Consider the following 15,963-nt stretch of genomic DNA (forward strand, 5'->3'; position numbering starts at 1 on the left):
AGAAAATGGCTCGTTTTCTCATCACTACAATTCCTCTAGTTGGACATGTCAATCCGGCCTTACCCATTGCTCGCCAACTAGTGGAGCGTGGTCATGAGGTGTGGTGGTATTCAGGAAAAACCTTACAGTCCAAGATTGAGGCAACTGGCGCACGCTTCCTTCCTATACGCACGGGAATGGATTTCTCCGACCTCAAGAACGTGCCCGATTCATTGCGAGAAAAAAGGAAAAATCTCAAAGGGCTAGCGCAGTTTAAATTTGATTTCAAACACTTTTTTTGTGACTCGGCTGTTGGGCAGGTAAAAGACTTGACAGATATTCTGCGCGAATTCCCTGCCGATGTACTTTTATCCGATGTTTGTTTTTTGGGTGCTGCTTGGGTTCACGAAACGGGTGGACCACCTTGGGCAGCATTCGGAATTACGGCATTAGGGATTATTAGCCCTGATACAGCGCCTTTTGGCTTGGGAATGCGACCTGATGCCTCTACACTCGGACGCTTGCGTAATGGTGTTTTAAACTGGGTGTTCGAGCGGGGATTGTTTAAGGATGTAACTGACTACATGAACCAACTCCGAGCCAGTATTGGATTACCGCCATACCAAACGAGCTTTTTTGATGCTGTTGTATCCCCATATCTTTATTTACAGGGAACGGTTCCAGCGTTTGAATACCCTCGTAGCAACTTGCCGTCCCAAGTGCATTTTATTGGACCCTATTTGCCAGAGCCACCTGCTGATTTTACACCCCCTGTTTGGTGGGACGTAAAAAGGGGAAAGCCCGTCATCCACGTTACGCAAGGTACAGTAGCCACTGATGCAGATGATTTGATTGTCCCTACACTCCAGGCACTTGCAGATGAAGACGTGTTAGTTGTTGCTGCGACTGGTGGCGAACCGATAGAAAATATTAAAGCCCCTCTCCCAGCGAATGCCAGACTAGAACGGTTCATTCCCTATTACCATCTTCTGCCACACGTCGATGTCATGGTGACAAATGGCGGGTACAACGGCGTGCAGGCGGCTCTAGCGCATGGTGTACCACTAGTCGCCGCAGGTCAAACGGAGGAGAAGCCAGAGATATGTACTCGTATTGAGTGGGCTGGGGTGGGTATTAACCTAAAAACTAAGACACCTACGTCAACGCAGCTAAAAAACGCTGTGAAGAAAATCCTAGAATCACCCCACTATCGGCAGAAAGCTCAACTTATTCAAGCCGACATTACCCGTTACGACACACCGAGTTTATCCGCTAAGCTGCTGGAACAGTTGGCAGTGACAAAACAGCCAGTTTTTGTATCAAGTTGAATAAAATCTTATGAAGACGGGATCAAAAAGCGATCGCTTGCCTTGAGAAGGCTAGAGCAGCAAGAATCAGTTTGGGAAGTAGTGATAAACCAACGGCGTTATCAGTTTGTGTATCTTCAGCCAAGAACTTCCCCAAGTTATCAACTAGAGTTATAAGGAGCAAGGTGGTGAAAGCGATAGAAGCGACAGTCACGGTAACTACAGACGGTAAAATTACAATTCAACTGCCACCAGATATTCCACCAGGAGAGCATCAGATAGTACTAGTAATTGATGAGGAATCAGTGACAAAAGAAAAGCGTCTGGTTAGTCAAAGAAAGTATCTACCACTGAAATTTTCAGCTTATCCAGTTGGACTGGTCAAAGAAAGCCTAACTTTCCGTAGACAAGATCTCTATGGCGACGATTAATAATCCAGTCTTTATCGATACAAATATTTTAATCTACGCAAATTTGGCGATGTCTCCCTTTCATCGACAGGCTATTGAGCGACTTCAGTCACTTGATGAGCAAAGAGTTGATCTGTGGATTAGCCGCCAAACCCTAAGAGAATATCTGTCTGGTATGACAAGACAGGGAGAATTAACAGGAGACATACCTGTTGCATCTCTTATTGCAGACGTTCGATATTTTACCAATCGCTTTCGTGTAGCTGAAGATAGCCTTCAAGTGACAGAAAGGCTGTTGGTGCTGATGGAGCAAGTGTCTATCGGTGGTAAACAGGTGCATGATGCAAACATCGTAGCCACGATGCAAGCTTACGGAATTAGTCAACTACTCACGCACAACGTTGTTGATTTTAACCGCTTTTCGGAGTTTATTACTGTGTTGCCGTTGGTGGGGAATGAAGTTTAGGATGCGATCGCATTTACTCAAAAATTACTGAGCCTCCTCTCGGTTTCCTGAGAGAAGCCTACATATTAAAAACCGATGCCCACACTAAACACAAAAAACTTAACTCTAAGAGATGTTCATCGTCTTTTGGGTTTCCAAAGACAATCTAATAACTCCTTTACATCTTTATTATCCCTAGAAACTATCACAGAGTTTGAACAGCAGGAACTTGGGCAAATCCGAGATGACTTTGATAACTACTTGTCAGCCGGTAAAGTGTCTGAAGGGCAGGTGAAGTTCCTCGCTATTGCTCCACTAATGCGTTTAAGTGGCTTCTATCGCTCACCGATTGAGATTACTTTGGAAGAGGGCATTGAGGAGATTCTCGTTGAAGACGAAGATACATTAATAACCGGACGAATGGATATTTTGGCGGTTAGCAATGCCCAAGCTGCTACAGCAATTTCACGTTTTTGGGTATTAGTGCTTGAAGCTAAAAACAGTACGGTTGAAGTTTTTGAGGGTTTACCACAACTGCTTACCTATGCCTTTAAAAGCTTGGAGCAGCAAGAATCAGTTTGGGGGTTGGCGACAAACGGACTACGTTATCAATTTGTGTATCTTCAGTCAGGAACTCCCCCTACTTATCAACTGATGCCAGAACTTAACCTCGTTAGCTGTGAGCGTTCTATCCAGTTACTACAAGTTCTGAAAGCTATTTGCAAGCTTCAGGGTACTCTTGCCGAGGATTAATGCGATCGCATCTCCCCATTCCTCGTTAAGATCCCTTTCCCGTTCGTCCTGCTAGATTTGCAACCACTGCAACTAACTCTTCTGGATTGACAGGCTTAGGCATATGTAACTGAAAACCTGATGCAAGTGCCCGGATTCGATCCTCCGCTCTAGCATACGCCGTCAACGCCACAGCCGGAATCTGTCCACCTTGCTCGGCATCCAATGCCCTTATTTTCCGAATTAGGGCATAGCCATCTTGTCCCGGCATCCCAATATCACTGACCAATACACTCGGCTTTAACCGTGGCAGTACCTCCAGTACCTCACTTGCTGTTGCAACAGGAGTCACTTCAACACCGTACTGTCCAAGTATAGTAGTCAGCAAGTCACGGGCATCGGCTTCATCATCAACCACGAGAACCCGCAACCCTTTCAAATCTGGCAGGTTGTCAAGCGGCACACTATCCTCAACCGTTGACTCAACAGGTGATTGATTAGTGACATCTGTAAGCACTGTTACTAATGGGAGTTGTACTGAAAAGGTTGCTCCTTGCCCCTCGCCTAGACTATCGGCATGAACAGTCCCCCCGTGCAGTTCCACCAAATGACGGACAATGGCTAATCCCAATCCCAATCCCCCATAAGCTCTAGTGGTGGAGCTATTTTCTTGGCGGAAGCGGTCAAAAACATGGGGCAAAAATTCAGGAGCAATCCCCTTACCTGTGTCACTCACCTGAATTTGGACATATTTATCCATTGTCTGTTGTCGATTATCCATTGTCCATGCTAACTGACTACTGACTATTGATAGTTGCACCTCAACTCGCCCACCTTTGGGGGTGAACTTAACAGCATTAGAGAGGAGATTCCAGACAACTTGCTGTAAGCGGTTGCCATCCCCTAAGATTGGTTCGATTGATGAATCTAATCTCGACTCAATCCGAATATCCTTCGCCTGCGCTGCCGGACGTACTGTATCAATTGCTGCCTCAATCATAGAAGTCAGTTCGACTGGACGGGTATTGAGGTGGAGTTTGCCCCGAATAATCCGGGAAACGTCTAAAACGTCTTCAATGAGTACAGCCAATGACTTTGTATTACGGTCAATTGTCTCTAGGGCACGAGCAGCGGTAGCCTCGTTAAACTTCCGGGTACGGAGTAGCTGAGTCCACCCCAACATGGCATTGAGGGGGGTACGCAGTTCATGGGAGAGTGTCGCGAGAAACTCATCCTTCATGCGGTTTGCCGATTCCGCCTCACTACGGGCTGCCTGTTCACTAACTAGCAACTGCTCGCGTTCTGCCTCTACTCGCTTGCGTTCGGTGATGTCAATCATGAATCCACGCAGTACAGAAGGCTCATCCTCACTCCGAACAACATTTACAATGTCGTACAGCCACACAACTCGTCCATCAGCTGCCAACATTCTGTATTCAAATTCGTAGTTTTCAAGGATAGCTGAGCAGTCTAAGCAATATTGAATCGCCCAGTCTCGGTCTTCTGGATGGATGTGTTCAGACCAGAAACTGTCAGTGTACCAATCTGATAACGGATAGCCAAGAATTTGTAGGCTCTGTGGACCGACGTAGGTAAATCTCCCTGTGGTTGCATCAGCCTCCCAAGGAATGACACAAACCTTTTCTGCCAGTTTCCGAAACCGCTCCTCACTCTCTTTGAGTGCTGCTTCGGTACGTTTGCGTTCGCTAATATCGGCAACAATTGACATACAGCTAACATTGCCTTCTGCATCACGTAGAGGCGCAGCCCAAACGCTGATATCAATCTCTGAACCTCCCTTCTTTTGGCGACGAGCTTCCATACCTGTGAAGGTATTGCCTTGCCGAATAAAATCCAGATTGGCTAAGAATTCCGCTTGTTTGTCTTCAGAAACAGAAGGGAGAAAATGCCCTACTGCTTCCTGTTCACTCCAGCCGAAGATTTGCTCAGCGGCTGGATTCCACATCTTCACTTTTCCATCATCAAGACTAAAAACTGTAATCGCCAAGGGACAAGCTTGAATCAGCGCTTGCAGGGTTTGGTTGGTTTCGCTAAGCGCTTCCTCAGTCCGTTTACGCTCAGTGATGTCCTCAACCATCCCTAATCCAAAACAGACTGTCCCATCCTGATCAGAAACCATTGCCGAAGTCAGATTAACCCATAAACTTTCGCCATTCTTCTTGATATAGCGTTTCTCAATCTGATAGATCGGTATCTCACCTTTGAATAGCTGCTCTGCGTAGACAACATCGGTTTGAACATCGTTAGGATGGGTAATTGCCGCAAAGGTAAGTTGATGCAATTCTGGTGCAGAGTATCCCAACATCTCACAGTAGGTTTTATTTACCGTTAGAAACCGACCACTCAAATCAACAACAGAAATACCAATGGGTGCTTCTTCAAAAAACGTTCGGAATCGCTCCTCACTTTCTCGCAACGCCGACTCCGCTCGTTGACGGGCGATCGCAATTCCTGCTAAATGAGTAGATACCTCCACCAATTTCCGGTCTTGAGGACTGGGTTCTTTCGGTGTTCGATAATACATCGCAAAGGTACCCAAAACCTCCTCATCCTTACCAAAAATCGGCATTGACCAGCAAGCTTGTAAACCATGAGCTAAAGGCAAATCCCGCCATTGTGCCCAGAGTGGATCGTTGGCAATATCGGATACAATTACAGGCTCCCGACGATAAACGGCTGTGCCGCAACTCCCTGAACAAGCGCCAACAGCAACACCCTGGTTTGTAATTTCTTTGTAGCTTTCTGGAATGCTAGGAGCGATACACTCACCCAGCATTGTCCCGTCTTGATTCAGGAGGAGGATAGCACATAGAGCATCATCAGACTGTTCCTCAATTGATCGAGCTAGAACATCCAGCACATCAGGGAGTGCGGCACCCGTGGCAATTAGTTCCAGAATACGAGTTTGTGCAGCAAGTAACGCTTGGCTTCGCTTGTGTTCAGTTAAGTCTAGATAGAAGGCGATTAGTTCTTGTTGCTCATCATAAGGCTCTTGCAACATCGCCCCACCGATCAGAATCGGCACTCGCCTCCCGTCTTTTCGGATGTACTCTTTTTCAAAGGGAGTTGCAATACCTTGCGTCTTTAATTCTTCTGCTGCTTGTGCATCCAAGTGTAAAAATTCGGGCGGTGTCATCTGTGTCCAGTGGATTTGCCCTGAAAGCACTTCCTCCCGTGTGTAACCCGTCATTTCCAAGAAGTAGTCGTTGGTGTAGTTGATTTTGCCGATAAAGTCACCGAAGGCAACACCAAAAATATTTGACTCAACCAACCGTCGTAATCGCTTCTCGCTCTCCCTAAGAGCCGCTTCTGCTTGTTTACGTTCTGTGATGTCGCGCAACGCTGACACCCGTACCTGACGACCTTGGTACAGAGAGCTTTTTCCTTCTACTTCTAAGGAAAAGGGTGTTCCGTCTTTCTTTAAACCCGTTAGCTCATAAGGCTTTTCATCACCTAATCGGATATTTTCTAAGGTGATCGCATAAGATTCTGGGGTCAAAAAGTCTGCGGCTGACAGTTCCATTACCTCACTCAGTTCGTAGCCAAACATTCTCGCTAAGGCAAGGTTGGCATCCAGAACTTTTCCAGCTTCATGAATCAGAATGCCTTCAACCGTGGAGTTTGCTAAGGCGCGAAACCTTTCTTGACTTTCTCGCAATGACTGCTGTGCCATTGAGCGATCGCGTTCAATTCGATCTAACGTCTGGGCAATTTGCCAAATCCAAACGCACAAAACAACAATCGTCACCATTACCAGCAGCAACAACCCGAAGGTGGCACTGTAAAGCTTGGCGCGATAACCCTGGAGGATAAGGTAGCCCACAATTGAGGGAATAGTGATCGCCGCAACTAAGAGACGACGTGCGATAAATCCCCCAAGGCGATCGCTAGTGACGATTCTCATTAGTCCCTGTTGTGGATAGGTAAATAAAATACCAATACACAGAACAATGAACGTCACTACAGTGTGTAGTGCCATTTTCGTATAGGAGGCAATGCCGTAAAGAGACTGAAATTGGTAGGCATAACCGAGTAACGGCTGCCAGGAAACTAAAGCGGCGAAGAGGGCAAGGAACTGGGCAACACCGTGGCAGCGACGGGTTCTCTGACTCAAAAGCAGCAAGGCGAAACCAAGCAGGGCGAAATTCAGAGCTGTATTAGGAGCCATCCTGCCTGGATGTGACGTTGCCACCGCTTCCGGTAGCTCACGAAACAGCAAATGGTCGATCCCAAGGTTCCAGTTGAAGAGATATTCACTAAGCGTGAGTAAGCCAATCATCGCTACAGTGAAAGCACAGATTTGGGAAATCCACTGCCTTGAACGTATCGAATGGACTTGACGATACCAACGTGGTACTCGACTCCTGGAAGAGGGCACTCTGAGAGTTGGCAACGCACTATTTCGACTATCAGCAGAAATCTCTGCGTTTTTTTCCTGTGTTCCCGCCTCCTCTTCTCTTGTCGCGCTACTCTTGTCTTCGGTGGGCAACAGCCACAGTGACACCCCAGATAGGATAAACGCTAAAGCCGTGTTAGCTTTCATGGTGACTAAATTGGGAAAGACGCTCTTCAAGGGTGAGTGATCGAGCATCCAGCCAATTAGGACAATAAAGCCGACAAGGAACGCGATCGCACTTGCTGCTTGTGCAATCAGCTTATTGGAAGAGACTAGAGGAGAATCGGGAAGCTGTGGACGATTCACTTTTAAAATTATCGGGGGATTGAGTAGTTAAAACTAATGGTTCGTACCCCTACATTATCTTTTGACCGGGGAACTCTGATTTTGCACCCACCGCCCAAAGGCAAAGCCTGGGTGGATTATGCCACTTGGGATGATCGGGTGGAGAAGTTTCGTATTCCTGGAATTCATTACCGTCAGCTAGTGGAAGCTTTGCAAGCTGAAAGTGTGACGTTTAGTGATGAGGCGAAGGAATTTTCCCAGCTAGATTTGGTTCCCAGCTTTGAGATGGAACCTTACTCTCACCAAAGCGAGGCACTTTTAGCCTGGAAGCAGACAGGACGGCGAGGGGTAGTGGTGTTACCGACAGCGGCGGGGAAGACTTACTTAGCTCAGCTAGCGATGCAATCAACGCCTCGCAGTACCCTGATTGTAGTGCCAACGCTGGATTTGATGCACCAGTGGTATGCTCAGTTGGAAGCGGCATTTCCCGATGCGGAGTTGGGGTTGCTGGGGGGAGGTTCACGCGATCGCACTCCTTTACTCATTGCTACCTATGACAGTGCGGCTATCCATGCCGAAGCACTAGGAAACCTCTACGGATTGTTAATTTTTGATGAGTGTCACCACTTGCCGACAGACTTTTATAAAGTGATTGCGGAATATGCGATCGCACCCTACCGCTTGGGACTGACGGCAACCCCAGAACGCTCCGATGGGCGTCATAATGACCTGGATGCTCTGATTGGGCCAGAAGTCTATCGCAAAACGCCTGAAGAACTTTCTGGTTCAGCACTTGCGGAGCATAAGGTTGTTCAGATTAAAGTCAAGCTCTCACAAAAAGAACGCGATCGTTACAATGAGTGCGTTAAACTTCGCAATGACTTTTTGAAGGAATCAAATATCTACCTCGGTAGTCTACAAGGCTGGCAACAATTTGTCATGGCAAGTGCGCGATCGCCAGCCGGACGCAGAGCAATGCTTGCCCATCGAGAAGCCAAGGAAATTGCCTCTGGCACCGATGGCAAACTACGAATTCTCATAGACTTACTTGCCCAACATTACCCAGAACGCAGCCTTATTTTCACCAACGACAACGCCACCGTCTACCGCATCTCGCAAGAGTTACTGATTCCCTCTATTACTCATCAGACACCCGTAAAGGAACGCCATGATATCCTGACGCGCTTCCGAGAGGGAGAATACAAAACCTTAGCCGCTTCCCACGTTTTGAATGAAGGTGTAGATGTCCCAGATGCGCGTGTAGCGATTATCTTATCGGGTACAGGTTCAGCACGCGAGTATGTTCAGCGATTAGGGAGAGTGTTGCGTAAGGGTACAGATAACAATAAATTAGCGATACTCTATGAAGTCGTGGCAGAAGATACTAGTGAGGAAGGAACATCCCAGCGTCGGCATAGCTCAGAATCCAGAAACGAACCCGCCAAGAAACGAAAAGAAGTCGAAAAGCCAAAGTTGAAGCATCGGCAACTGGAAATTTTACCGTCTCCAACGTATGAAGTAAATCATTCTACGACTCCTAAAGCCGCTGAGTCACCAGCGAAGTGGGGCGAAGAGGACACGCTAGATGGTTGGTAATCAGGTGCAGAGTTATTGACTGGGATGCGCCGAGAGAGTGACCAGATCTACAGGGAATAGTACTGAGTGGTACATATGATTCGGTAGGATGAGCATAGGTTTACCCCAACTGCGGCTGTATGGTTAAAACACCCTCTCAGCATTGGACAATTCCCCCCTTAGAAAATGGCGATCGCTTAAACCGTTATGAATTTGAGCGCCGCTACAACGCCATGCCCAAGCTCAAGAAAGCCGAGTTGATCGAAGGAATTGTCTACATGCCTGCTGCACTGCGCTTCAAAAGCCACGGCCAACCTCATGGTTGGATGATCGGATGGTTGGTAACTTACGAAGCGACAACACCAGGGGTTGCGGTGGGGGATGCTCCAACAGTGCGGCTTGATATCGACAATGAACCTCAGCCGGATGTTGTTCTCCTGATCATGCCAGAAGCAGGTGGACAGGCGCGACTGAGTGAGGATGATTATATTGAAGGCCCTCCAGAGTTGGTTGTCGAAATTGCCGCTAGCAGTGCTGCCATCGACCTTCACACCAAAAAACAAGCCTATCGTCGTAATGGAGTGAAGGAATATATCGTCTGGCAAGTCCTCGATCGAAAAATTAGCTGGTTCTATCTAGACAAGGGTGAATATTTCGATTTACCGATTGATGCTGATGGAATTATCCGGAGTCGAGTCTTTCCGGGGTTGTGGTTAGCAGTTTCAGAGTTATTGGCTGGGAATATGCAGCGCGTCTTCGCAGTTTTACAAGAGGGGGTGCAGTCTCCTGAACATGGCGCATTTGTCCAGAAATTAGCCCGCGACTAATTAGCTAATAGGGAATTAACCTCAGCTCTATTGCAAGTATGAGGGACACTTAGGATTCGACACCTCACCATTGGGCATTATCGTTTGACACATCAGAGTACTTCTTAAATTCGCTCCACCTAAGTTTGCTCCGCTCAAATCGGCAAAACTCAAATTAGCACAGCTCAAATTAGCACAGCTCAAATTAGCACAGGTCAAGTTTGCTCCAAATAAATTTGCCCCAAACAAATTTGCGCCAAATAGATCGGCATCTCTCAGGTAAGCGTTATACAGCTCAGCATTTTTTAAGAGGGCACCATTCAAATAAGCATGATACAGGTCAGCATGTCTGAGGAGTGCACCTCTTAAATTGGCATGATACAAATCAGCACCACTCAGGAAAGCACCAATCAAGATTGCACCACTCATCGTTGCGCCACTCATCGTTGCGCCACTAAGGTTGGCTCGACTCATAATGGTTCCACTCAAGATTGCGCCACTCATAAACGAATGACTCAGATTGGCTCGACTCATGATGGCTCGACTCAAGTTTGCATTACTTAAATCAGCATTACTCAAGTCAGCACGAATTAGTTTGACATCAAACAGCTCAGCACCTTTGAGATTCATGCCGCTCAGGTTCATACCCTCCAGATTAGGAAAATACAAACCTCGCTCTCCTGCTGAATAGCGCTCTAGAAGCTTGCTAGCATCCATCGTAGTGAGTCACTTTATAAATAACGGTTGCTTCCCATAGATCGTCTTTGCCTCCAGCCGTCTCTCTCCCCTCCGCGTCATCACAACCGTTAGTATTCCCTTTTACCTCTACAGCTAAGCTACCACGCCTAACTTTCAGAGCATTTTGCTCACACTATTAACTTTAAAAATTGCTGATATGTCGAAGATTGACAACTGGCTAAGGAGAAAAGGCGATCGCATAATGTTTCTTTCGCTACAATCTACCACTAAAAAAGTACCCGACATGGGTACTGTTTAACTTCTAGGGATTTCGCACAATTGAACCAGTAGAGCGTCACTTATCTTCCCCGACTTAAGAACGGCTACCATTAGGAATCAACTGTATGTTCACAATTCGGTTCAACACAGCGAATTATACTCCAGATTGGCTAATTACCCTTCGGAACAATGTAGACGGATGGGAGAAAGATATTCCGGGCGAATATCAGAATGACGAATGGCGCTTTGAATTACCTGAAGCCAACTATCAACAGGGTTTCTTCTTCAAGTTTGTACTCGAAGAAACCTACTGGATGGAGGGGCTAAACATTAATCTCCAGCCTGTAGCGGGTGGGGATTATCTTTACGAAGAAGGTGCAGTTAAATTTCCTCCAATCACAGAAGCGATCGTTGAAAACGGCTATGTACAACATCTCTTCTTCAAGCCAAATCTAGACGAAGCTCACTTATTTGATGTCATCGTTATTGGTTCAGGCATTGGTGGCGGAATTTTAGCTGACCAATTATCAGATTTGGGTGTCGATGTACTCGTCCTAGAAGCTGGTAGCTATTTGTTTCCAACCCATGTTGCTAATCTCCCTCGTCAGCACAAGGTTGGGCAATTTGATAAGCATGTCTGGGGGCTATTTGATGAGTTCAAAATCCAGAACTATGTCAAGCCTAATGACTCTCAATATAAAGGAGCACAAGCTTTTAATTTGGGCGGTCGCTCAGTTTTTTGGGGTGGTTTAATTCCTCGGATGTCTTCCTGGGAAATGGATGCTTGGCCGACTCCAATCAAATGGTACTTAGAAGATAGTGGCTATCAGCTAGCAGAAGACTTAATGCGGTTGGCACTACCCTCATCAACTTATCAGCAAAGTGTCAAAAAGTTTTTAAAAGAGCAACTGCCTGAGTTCAATCATATTGATGCTCCAGTTGCCGTTAAGCATAGCAATGTTGACCTGAACACAATTCCCACAGGAATGTTTTCCACGGCTGATTTGCTGATGGAATCCAAACTCACGAATGGTGCAAGCGGCAATCAAAATCTATCAATTAATCTCAATCATCCCGTCGTTGAGCTAGAAACTACAGGCACCTCAGTTACAAAAGTCGTTGCCTACGACTTGATTGCTAAGAAATATCGGAAATTCCAAGCAAAGCAGGTTGTCCTTTCAGCAGGAACAATTGAGAGTGCAAAGCTAGCGAAGCTTAGTCAACTTTTAGATCCGAATAACAAGATTGGAGTGGGTATTACCGATCATCCCATTTTCTTCACTCATTTTGCTGTTCCCGCTACCTCACCGTTCTACAACGTTGCGGCTGCTAGTAAGGTTCTCTCGTGGCATAAACAGGCATCAGAAACTCAGCATCCCTACAATATTGTGTTGGAGTTGGGAGCTGACTTTAATCAGGGACGCTATCTTGATTCTGATATTGTCAATGCACACCGCCAGCAGAAAGGCAATGCAATGCTCTGTGAGATTGTCTTTTTGTTCAATGCTCCCCTAATGGCTCAGAATGGGGTTGATCACAATGGTGCCTCTTTTGTGAAGCCCTCTGTACGGATGCAGCCTAGCCCTAGTGCTAATGCTTTCTTTGGGGAAGTGAACGCGATTAAAGATAAGATTATTCAGCAGTTGGGCGGTGAGGCGCTAATGGGTGAAAATCTTGGCCTCAAAGTGGGTGATTTAGGGGGAGTTGCCCACGAAGTTGGAACGTTACGGATGGGTGCAAACAATGATGGAGTGGTTGATACAAACTTGAAATTCTTAAGTTACGACAATCTCTATGCTTGTGACTTGTCTGTATTTCCTACCTCTCCCGCCGCTAACCCAACGTTAACGCTTGCCGCGCTAGCGATGCGTTTGGCAGAGCATTTGAAGAAAGTGCTGTAGTAGGTGCGATCGCTTTTCTCTATTAGGGGCGTATTCTTATATGTCCCTACATTTGTAATCTGGGATTCTAAATACAAAAGTAAGGTGCGATCGCTCATCCTACAATCAGCCTTCGCTTAAGCTGAACCTAGATATCATCTGGGTTTACTCCCATCTCACGTAATCTAGCCGCTAATCGTTCGGCTCGTTGTCGCTCCTCATCAGCCCGTTGTCGCGCCTCATCAACCTGTTGCTCAAGCTGTCGTCGTTGCGCTTGTTCTTCCCTAATTAAGTCCTCTACTAATGGAGGAGAAAGAATTGTATCGACTGATAAAACTAATCCAGGAAACTGCACAAGTTTCAATTCTTGCCCACGAGTGAACTCTTCCCGTTGATAACCCTCTTCACCCTCAGGATGACTTAAGACCCAGATTCGCTCTTTATTGGAGTCTACAATCAAATATTCAGGAATATCGATGAGAGCATACTCCGCCCTTTTGCGAATGTAGTCCTCTCGCCAATTGTCACTGGTGACTTCCACTACCAACGTCGGCACTTCACCAAGGTCAAGAATTCCAGAACCAGGTCTGGTACAGGCTTGCTCCCAGAGCGCTGAAGTGCAAACAACAACATCTGGAATGCGGGAAGAATCAACTTCTGTTCTGACTCCAGTAGTAGTTAATGCAATCAGGGGTAGGTTTTGATCAGCAAAGTAAAACTTCAATTTGTAGACTAGAAAATCACAAATTCTTGTATGTAATGCTGTTGGCGTTGCCATCGGTATTAAATGTCCCCGAAATAGTTCATAGAGGACATCCGGCTCTCCCTGGTAGAACCGATATTCTTCAAATGTTAGGGTTTCTGTTGATGCAACAGACCGAGACATATCAATTCTCCCCATGATGATTGCGGCTTCTACTCCTCAGTATGGCGGATGTCTAGCAAGTGCATTGCATTTTGCATCTCTTTTGCAGGCAATGAAAGAGCATGGTGATATTGACTTTTATTTTAGTTTGTGTATGGAGATGAGCAATTTATCAACCCTTGTTGCTTCTTTCTGAGCCAAGCATTCTTATCAAACAAGAGAGTGAAGCTTGTGCGATCGCTTTCTATAGCAAATAGTAAGAATAGACATCTCAGATAAATAATTACTGTGAAATCCTTAGAACGGCAACGCCCTGCCATTCCCCACAGCCTCACGGACTAATAAATAAGCTTTCCTGCCTTGTCTATGTAGCGACAGTCCTTACTAAGGATGACCAATGCCATTCCTTCAGAAAAGTCAGAAGCAAAATAAAATTGAGGCTGAATAATTACTTGTCCTGTCTGAGCAATGTAGCCACACTGAACACCAATTTTAACTACTGCTAGTCCTTCCGCAAAGCCACGAGCAAAATCAAACTGTAATTGTATAACTATCTCCCCTGTTTGATTGATATAGCCCCACTTTTTGTTGCTCTCAACCGCTGCCAACCCTTGGTAAAAAGGGCTAGCCCAATCAAACTGAGTTCGGATGACTACCCGCCCTGTCTGGTCAATGTAGCCCCACTTTTTATTGCTCTCAACCGCTGCTAGCCCTTCAGAAAAGGGCAAAGCTTTATCAAATTCTAATGGAATAATTACTTGCCCTATCTGGTCAATCCAGGAATTTAATCACCTCAGTCTCACTCCACTGCTTACCCGAAGTGATTTCCTGGATCAAGTCATGCCCGTCTATGAATTCTTGAACGAGATAAAGTTTTCTATTTTGCTCAAAATAGGCGTAAAGTTTGGGGATTTGGTCATGATTTTGACCCAGCTTGTAGAGAGTTTCCCCTTCTTTCTCGAATAAACGCACAATATCTTCGAGCGGAATCTGCGGTATGTCTGGAGCTATTACCTTTGGCTTGAGCTGCTTGACAACGCATTTAGGCTTGGGAGTGACAGGGATATCTAAGTCTTCAGCCAGATAGGTTTCTCCAAATCCTCCGGCTCCTAATTTCTTGATGATTTGGTAGCGCTGCCGCAGTTTTCGTCCAATCATTGTACTCGTGCCACAGACCCATTCTTGTTGATTTTGACACAATCGCTCTGATGACGAAGTTGTGGATACACGGAAAAAGGGTGCGATCGCATCCTAGCTGTTCTACTTAAGATTGTTGACAAACTCCTGCACTCGTTGCCACACCTTCTCTAGTAATTCAGGATTGTCTGCATCAAACCATTCAATTTCTGGATAAGCCCGAAACCAGGTGCGTTGTCGCTTGGCAAATTGCCGAGTGTGCAAAACTGTTAATTCTTTCGCTTCAGTAAGAGAAGTATCACCTGCAAGATACTGCTTCATTTCTCGATAACCCAGTGTATCCAGCAGTGGTAAATCAATACCGTATTTCTGACAAAGGGCTTTGACTTCTGCTTCCCAACCAGAGGCTATCATTTGCTCAGTACGCTGTTCAATACGGCGAATAAGAGTGTTAGAGTCGCTACATTCCAAGCCAATCTGGAGAATTGGGTAACGCGGAGGATTCTCTCCTTGTTGCTTTGAAATTGGATATCCGGTGACATAAAATACTTCTAATGCCCGTAATGTCCTCACTTCATCATTAGCGTGAATCTTTTGGGCAGCTACTGAGTCAACTTGTTGGAGGAAGGCGTAAAGCTGGGTTTGACCAAGAGAAGAAAGTTGCGATCGCAATTCACTTTGAGGCGCAACTCTTGGTATTTTTAACCCCTGCACAATTGAACGAATGTATAAACCAGTACCTCCTACTAGTAAGGGAAGAGAGAAACGGTTAATCAAAACCTGTGCTTGCTGCTGATAGTCTGCCAGCGTCAACGTCTCTGTTGGATCACAGATATCTATTAAATAATGTGGTACTAATTGTTGTTCAGCCACTGAAGGCTTTGCCGTGCCGATATCAAACTCTCGGTAAACCTGACGAGAATCAGCACTGAGAATCACAGAACCTAGCCGCTGCGTCAATTCTAAAGCCAACCCTGACTTCCCTGTAGCTGTTGCCCCGCAAATCACAATTAATCCTGAGGGGGTGAAAGAGTTAGGGGGACAAGGGAGAGTTTTCTGAAAACTTTGTCCTTGTCTTGCCTGTCTCCCACTCTCCTCGGCTCCTTTGCCCTTATGCAATGGGTTCATCCCCTATATAAATTGCTCGTGAAACTGCGCTGTAGCCGCC

At 46.2% G+C, this 15,963-nt stretch carries 14 protein-coding genes; 8 read left to right on the forward strand and 6 right to left on the reverse strand.

Annotation, left to right across the window (positions count from 1 at the left end; all coding sequences use genetic code 11):
- Nucleotides 1-5 precede the first annotated feature (5 nt).
- The 4 genes from AC5JL3_RS06135 (at nucleotide 6) to AC5JL3_RS06150 (ending at nucleotide 2,894) form a co-directional block, all read left to right on the forward strand.
- The gene (locus AC5JL3_RS06135) at nucleotides 6-1,307 is read left to right on the forward strand and encodes a glycosyltransferase (RefSeq protein WP_496073627.1); all 1,302 of its coding nucleotides are present in this window, start codon (nucleotides 6-8) and stop codon (nucleotides 1,305-1,307) included.
- 167 nt (nucleotides 1,308-1,474) lie between these two features.
- Nucleotides 1,475-1,717, forward strand: coding sequence for a hypothetical protein (locus AC5JL3_RS06140; protein ID WP_496073628.1), 243 nt, complete (start codon nucleotides 1,475-1,477; stop codon nucleotides 1,715-1,717).
- On the forward strand, nucleotides 1,704-2,162 hold the full coding sequence (locus AC5JL3_RS06145) for a type II toxin-antitoxin system VapC family toxin (protein ID WP_496073629.1): 459 nt from the start codon (nucleotides 1,704-1,706) through the stop codon (nucleotides 2,160-2,162). The genes AC5JL3_RS06140 and AC5JL3_RS06145 overlap by 14 nt, the downstream gene beginning before the upstream one ends.
- A 75-nt stretch (nucleotides 2,163-2,237) precedes the next feature.
- Entirely contained in the window at nucleotides 2,238-2,894 is a 657-nt protein-coding gene (locus AC5JL3_RS06150; RefSeq protein ID WP_496073630.1) for a restriction endonuclease subunit R, read from the forward strand.
- A 25-nt stretch (nucleotides 2,895-2,919) separates the two neighbouring features.
- Here AC5JL3_RS06150 and AC5JL3_RS06155 read toward each other — a convergent pair whose 3' ends face one another.
- Nucleotides 2,920-7,596, reverse strand: coding sequence for a PAS domain S-box protein (locus AC5JL3_RS06155; RefSeq protein ID WP_496073631.1), 4,677 nt, complete (start codon nucleotides 7,594-7,596; stop codon nucleotides 2,920-2,922).
- A 36-nt stretch (nucleotides 7,597-7,632) separates the two neighbouring features.
- Here AC5JL3_RS06155 and AC5JL3_RS06160 point away from each other — a divergent pair, with 36 nt between their 5' ends.
- Together AC5JL3_RS06160 and AC5JL3_RS06165 are read left to right on the forward strand one after the other, a co-directional pair.
- On the forward strand, nucleotides 7,633-9,171 hold the full coding sequence (locus AC5JL3_RS06160; protein ID WP_496073632.1) for a DEAD/DEAH box helicase family protein: 1,539 nt from the start codon (nucleotides 7,633-7,635) through the stop codon (nucleotides 9,169-9,171).
- Nucleotides 9,172-9,290: 119 nt separating this feature from the next.
- Nucleotides 9,291-9,977: a Uma2 family endonuclease gene (locus AC5JL3_RS06165; RefSeq protein ID WP_496073633.1), complete on the forward strand. Its 687-nt coding sequence runs from the start codon at nucleotides 9,291-9,293 to the stop codon at nucleotides 9,975-9,977.
- A 27-nt stretch (nucleotides 9,978-10,004) separates the two neighbouring features.
- Here the strand turns inward: AC5JL3_RS06165 and AC5JL3_RS06170 are convergent, their stop codons facing one another.
- Nucleotides 10,005-10,673, reverse strand: coding sequence for a pentapeptide repeat-containing protein (locus AC5JL3_RS06170; protein WP_496073634.1), 669 nt, complete (start codon nucleotides 10,671-10,673; stop codon nucleotides 10,005-10,007).
- A gap of 365 nt (nucleotides 10,674-11,038) precedes the next feature.
- Here AC5JL3_RS06170 and AC5JL3_RS06175 point away from each other — a divergent pair, with 365 nt between their 5' ends.
- Nucleotides 11,039-12,814 carry a GMC oxidoreductase gene (locus AC5JL3_RS06175; protein ID WP_496073635.1) on the forward strand — a complete coding sequence of 592 codons (1,776 nt, stop codon included), beginning with the start codon at nucleotides 11,039-11,041 and terminating at the stop codon, nucleotides 12,812-12,814.
- Between the two features lie 127 nt (nucleotides 12,815-12,941).
- Here the strand turns inward: AC5JL3_RS06175 and AC5JL3_RS06180 are convergent, their stop codons facing one another.
- A complete protein-coding gene (locus tag AC5JL3_RS06180) occupies nucleotides 12,942-13,679 on the reverse strand; it encodes a Uma2 family endonuclease (RefSeq protein WP_496073636.1) in 738 nt (245 codons plus the stop codon).
- 13 nt (nucleotides 13,680-13,692) lie between these two features.
- Between AC5JL3_RS06180 and AC5JL3_RS06185 the strand changes: the two genes are divergently transcribed.
- On the forward strand, nucleotides 13,693-13,854 hold the full coding sequence (locus tag AC5JL3_RS06185) for a hypothetical protein (protein ID WP_496073637.1): 162 nt from the start codon (nucleotides 13,693-13,695) through the stop codon (nucleotides 13,852-13,854).
- Nucleotides 13,855-13,996: 142 nt separating this feature from the next.
- Here AC5JL3_RS06185 and AC5JL3_RS06190 read toward each other — a convergent pair whose 3' ends face one another.
- The 3 genes from AC5JL3_RS06190 to miaA all read right to left on the reverse strand — a co-directional run bounded on the left by AC5JL3_RS06190 (nucleotide 13,997) and on the right by miaA (nucleotide 15,923).
- Nucleotides 13,997-14,434 (reverse strand): WG repeat-containing protein, encoded by a 438-nt coding sequence (locus AC5JL3_RS06190; protein WP_496073664.1) that lies wholly within the window; start codon nucleotides 14,432-14,434, stop codon nucleotides 13,997-13,999.
- Nucleotides 14,430-14,816 carry a protein kinase domain-containing protein gene (locus AC5JL3_RS06195; protein ID WP_496073638.1) on the reverse strand — a complete coding sequence of 129 codons (387 nt, stop codon included), beginning with the start codon at nucleotides 14,814-14,816 and terminating at the stop codon, nucleotides 14,430-14,432. The genes AC5JL3_RS06190 and AC5JL3_RS06195 overlap by 5 nt, the downstream gene beginning before the upstream one ends.
- Nucleotides 14,817-14,918: 102 nt before the next feature.
- A complete protein-coding gene (miaA, locus tag AC5JL3_RS06200; RefSeq protein WP_496073639.1) occupies nucleotides 14,919-15,923 on the reverse strand; it encodes a tRNA (adenosine(37)-N6)-dimethylallyltransferase MiaA in 1,005 nt (334 codons plus the stop codon).
- Between the last annotated feature and the right edge of the window lie 40 nt (nucleotides 15,924-15,963).

This window comes from Symplocastrum torsivum, assembly GCF_059505465.1.

Bases quoted from the DNA above. Each gene is read 5' to 3' on its own strand.
- AC5JL3_RS06185 (WP_496073637.1), top strand. From the start codon at position 13,693: ATGATGATTGCGGCTTCTACTCCTCAGTATGGCGGATGTCTAGCAAGT.
- AC5JL3_RS06195 (WP_496073638.1), bottom strand. From the start codon at position 14,816: ATGATTGGACGAAAACTGCGGCAGCGCTACCAAATCATCAAGAAATTA.
- AC5JL3_RS06175 (WP_496073635.1), top strand. From the start codon at position 11,039: ATGTTCACAATTCGGTTCAACACAGCGAATTATACTCCAGATTGGCTA.
- AC5JL3_RS06165 (WP_496073633.1), top strand. From the start codon at position 9,291: ATGGTTAAAACACCCTCTCAGCATTGGACAATTCCCCCCTTAGAAAAT.
- AC5JL3_RS06150 (WP_496073630.1), top strand. From the start codon at position 2,238: ATGCCCACACTAAACACAAAAAACTTAACTCTAAGAGATGTTCATCGT.
- AC5JL3_RS06145 (WP_496073629.1), top strand. From the start codon at position 1,704: ATGGCGACGATTAATAATCCAGTCTTTATCGATACAAATATTTTAATC.
- AC5JL3_RS06160 (WP_496073632.1), top strand. From the start codon at position 7,633: ATGGTTCGTACCCCTACATTATCTTTTGACCGGGGAACTCTGATTTTG.
- AC5JL3_RS06170 (WP_496073634.1), bottom strand. From the start codon at position 10,673: ATGGATGCTAGCAAGCTTCTAGAGCGCTATTCAGCAGGAGAGCGAGGT.
- miaA (WP_496073639.1), bottom strand. From the start codon at position 15,923: ATGAACCCATTGCATAAGGGCAAAGGAGCCGAGGAGAGTGGGAGACAG.
- AC5JL3_RS06135 (WP_496073627.1), top strand. From the start codon at position 6: ATGGCTCGTTTTCTCATCACTACAATTCCTCTAGTTGGACATGTCAAT.
- AC5JL3_RS06180 (WP_496073636.1), bottom strand. From the start codon at position 13,679: ATGTCTCGGTCTGTTGCATCAACAGAAACCCTAACATTTGAAGAATAT.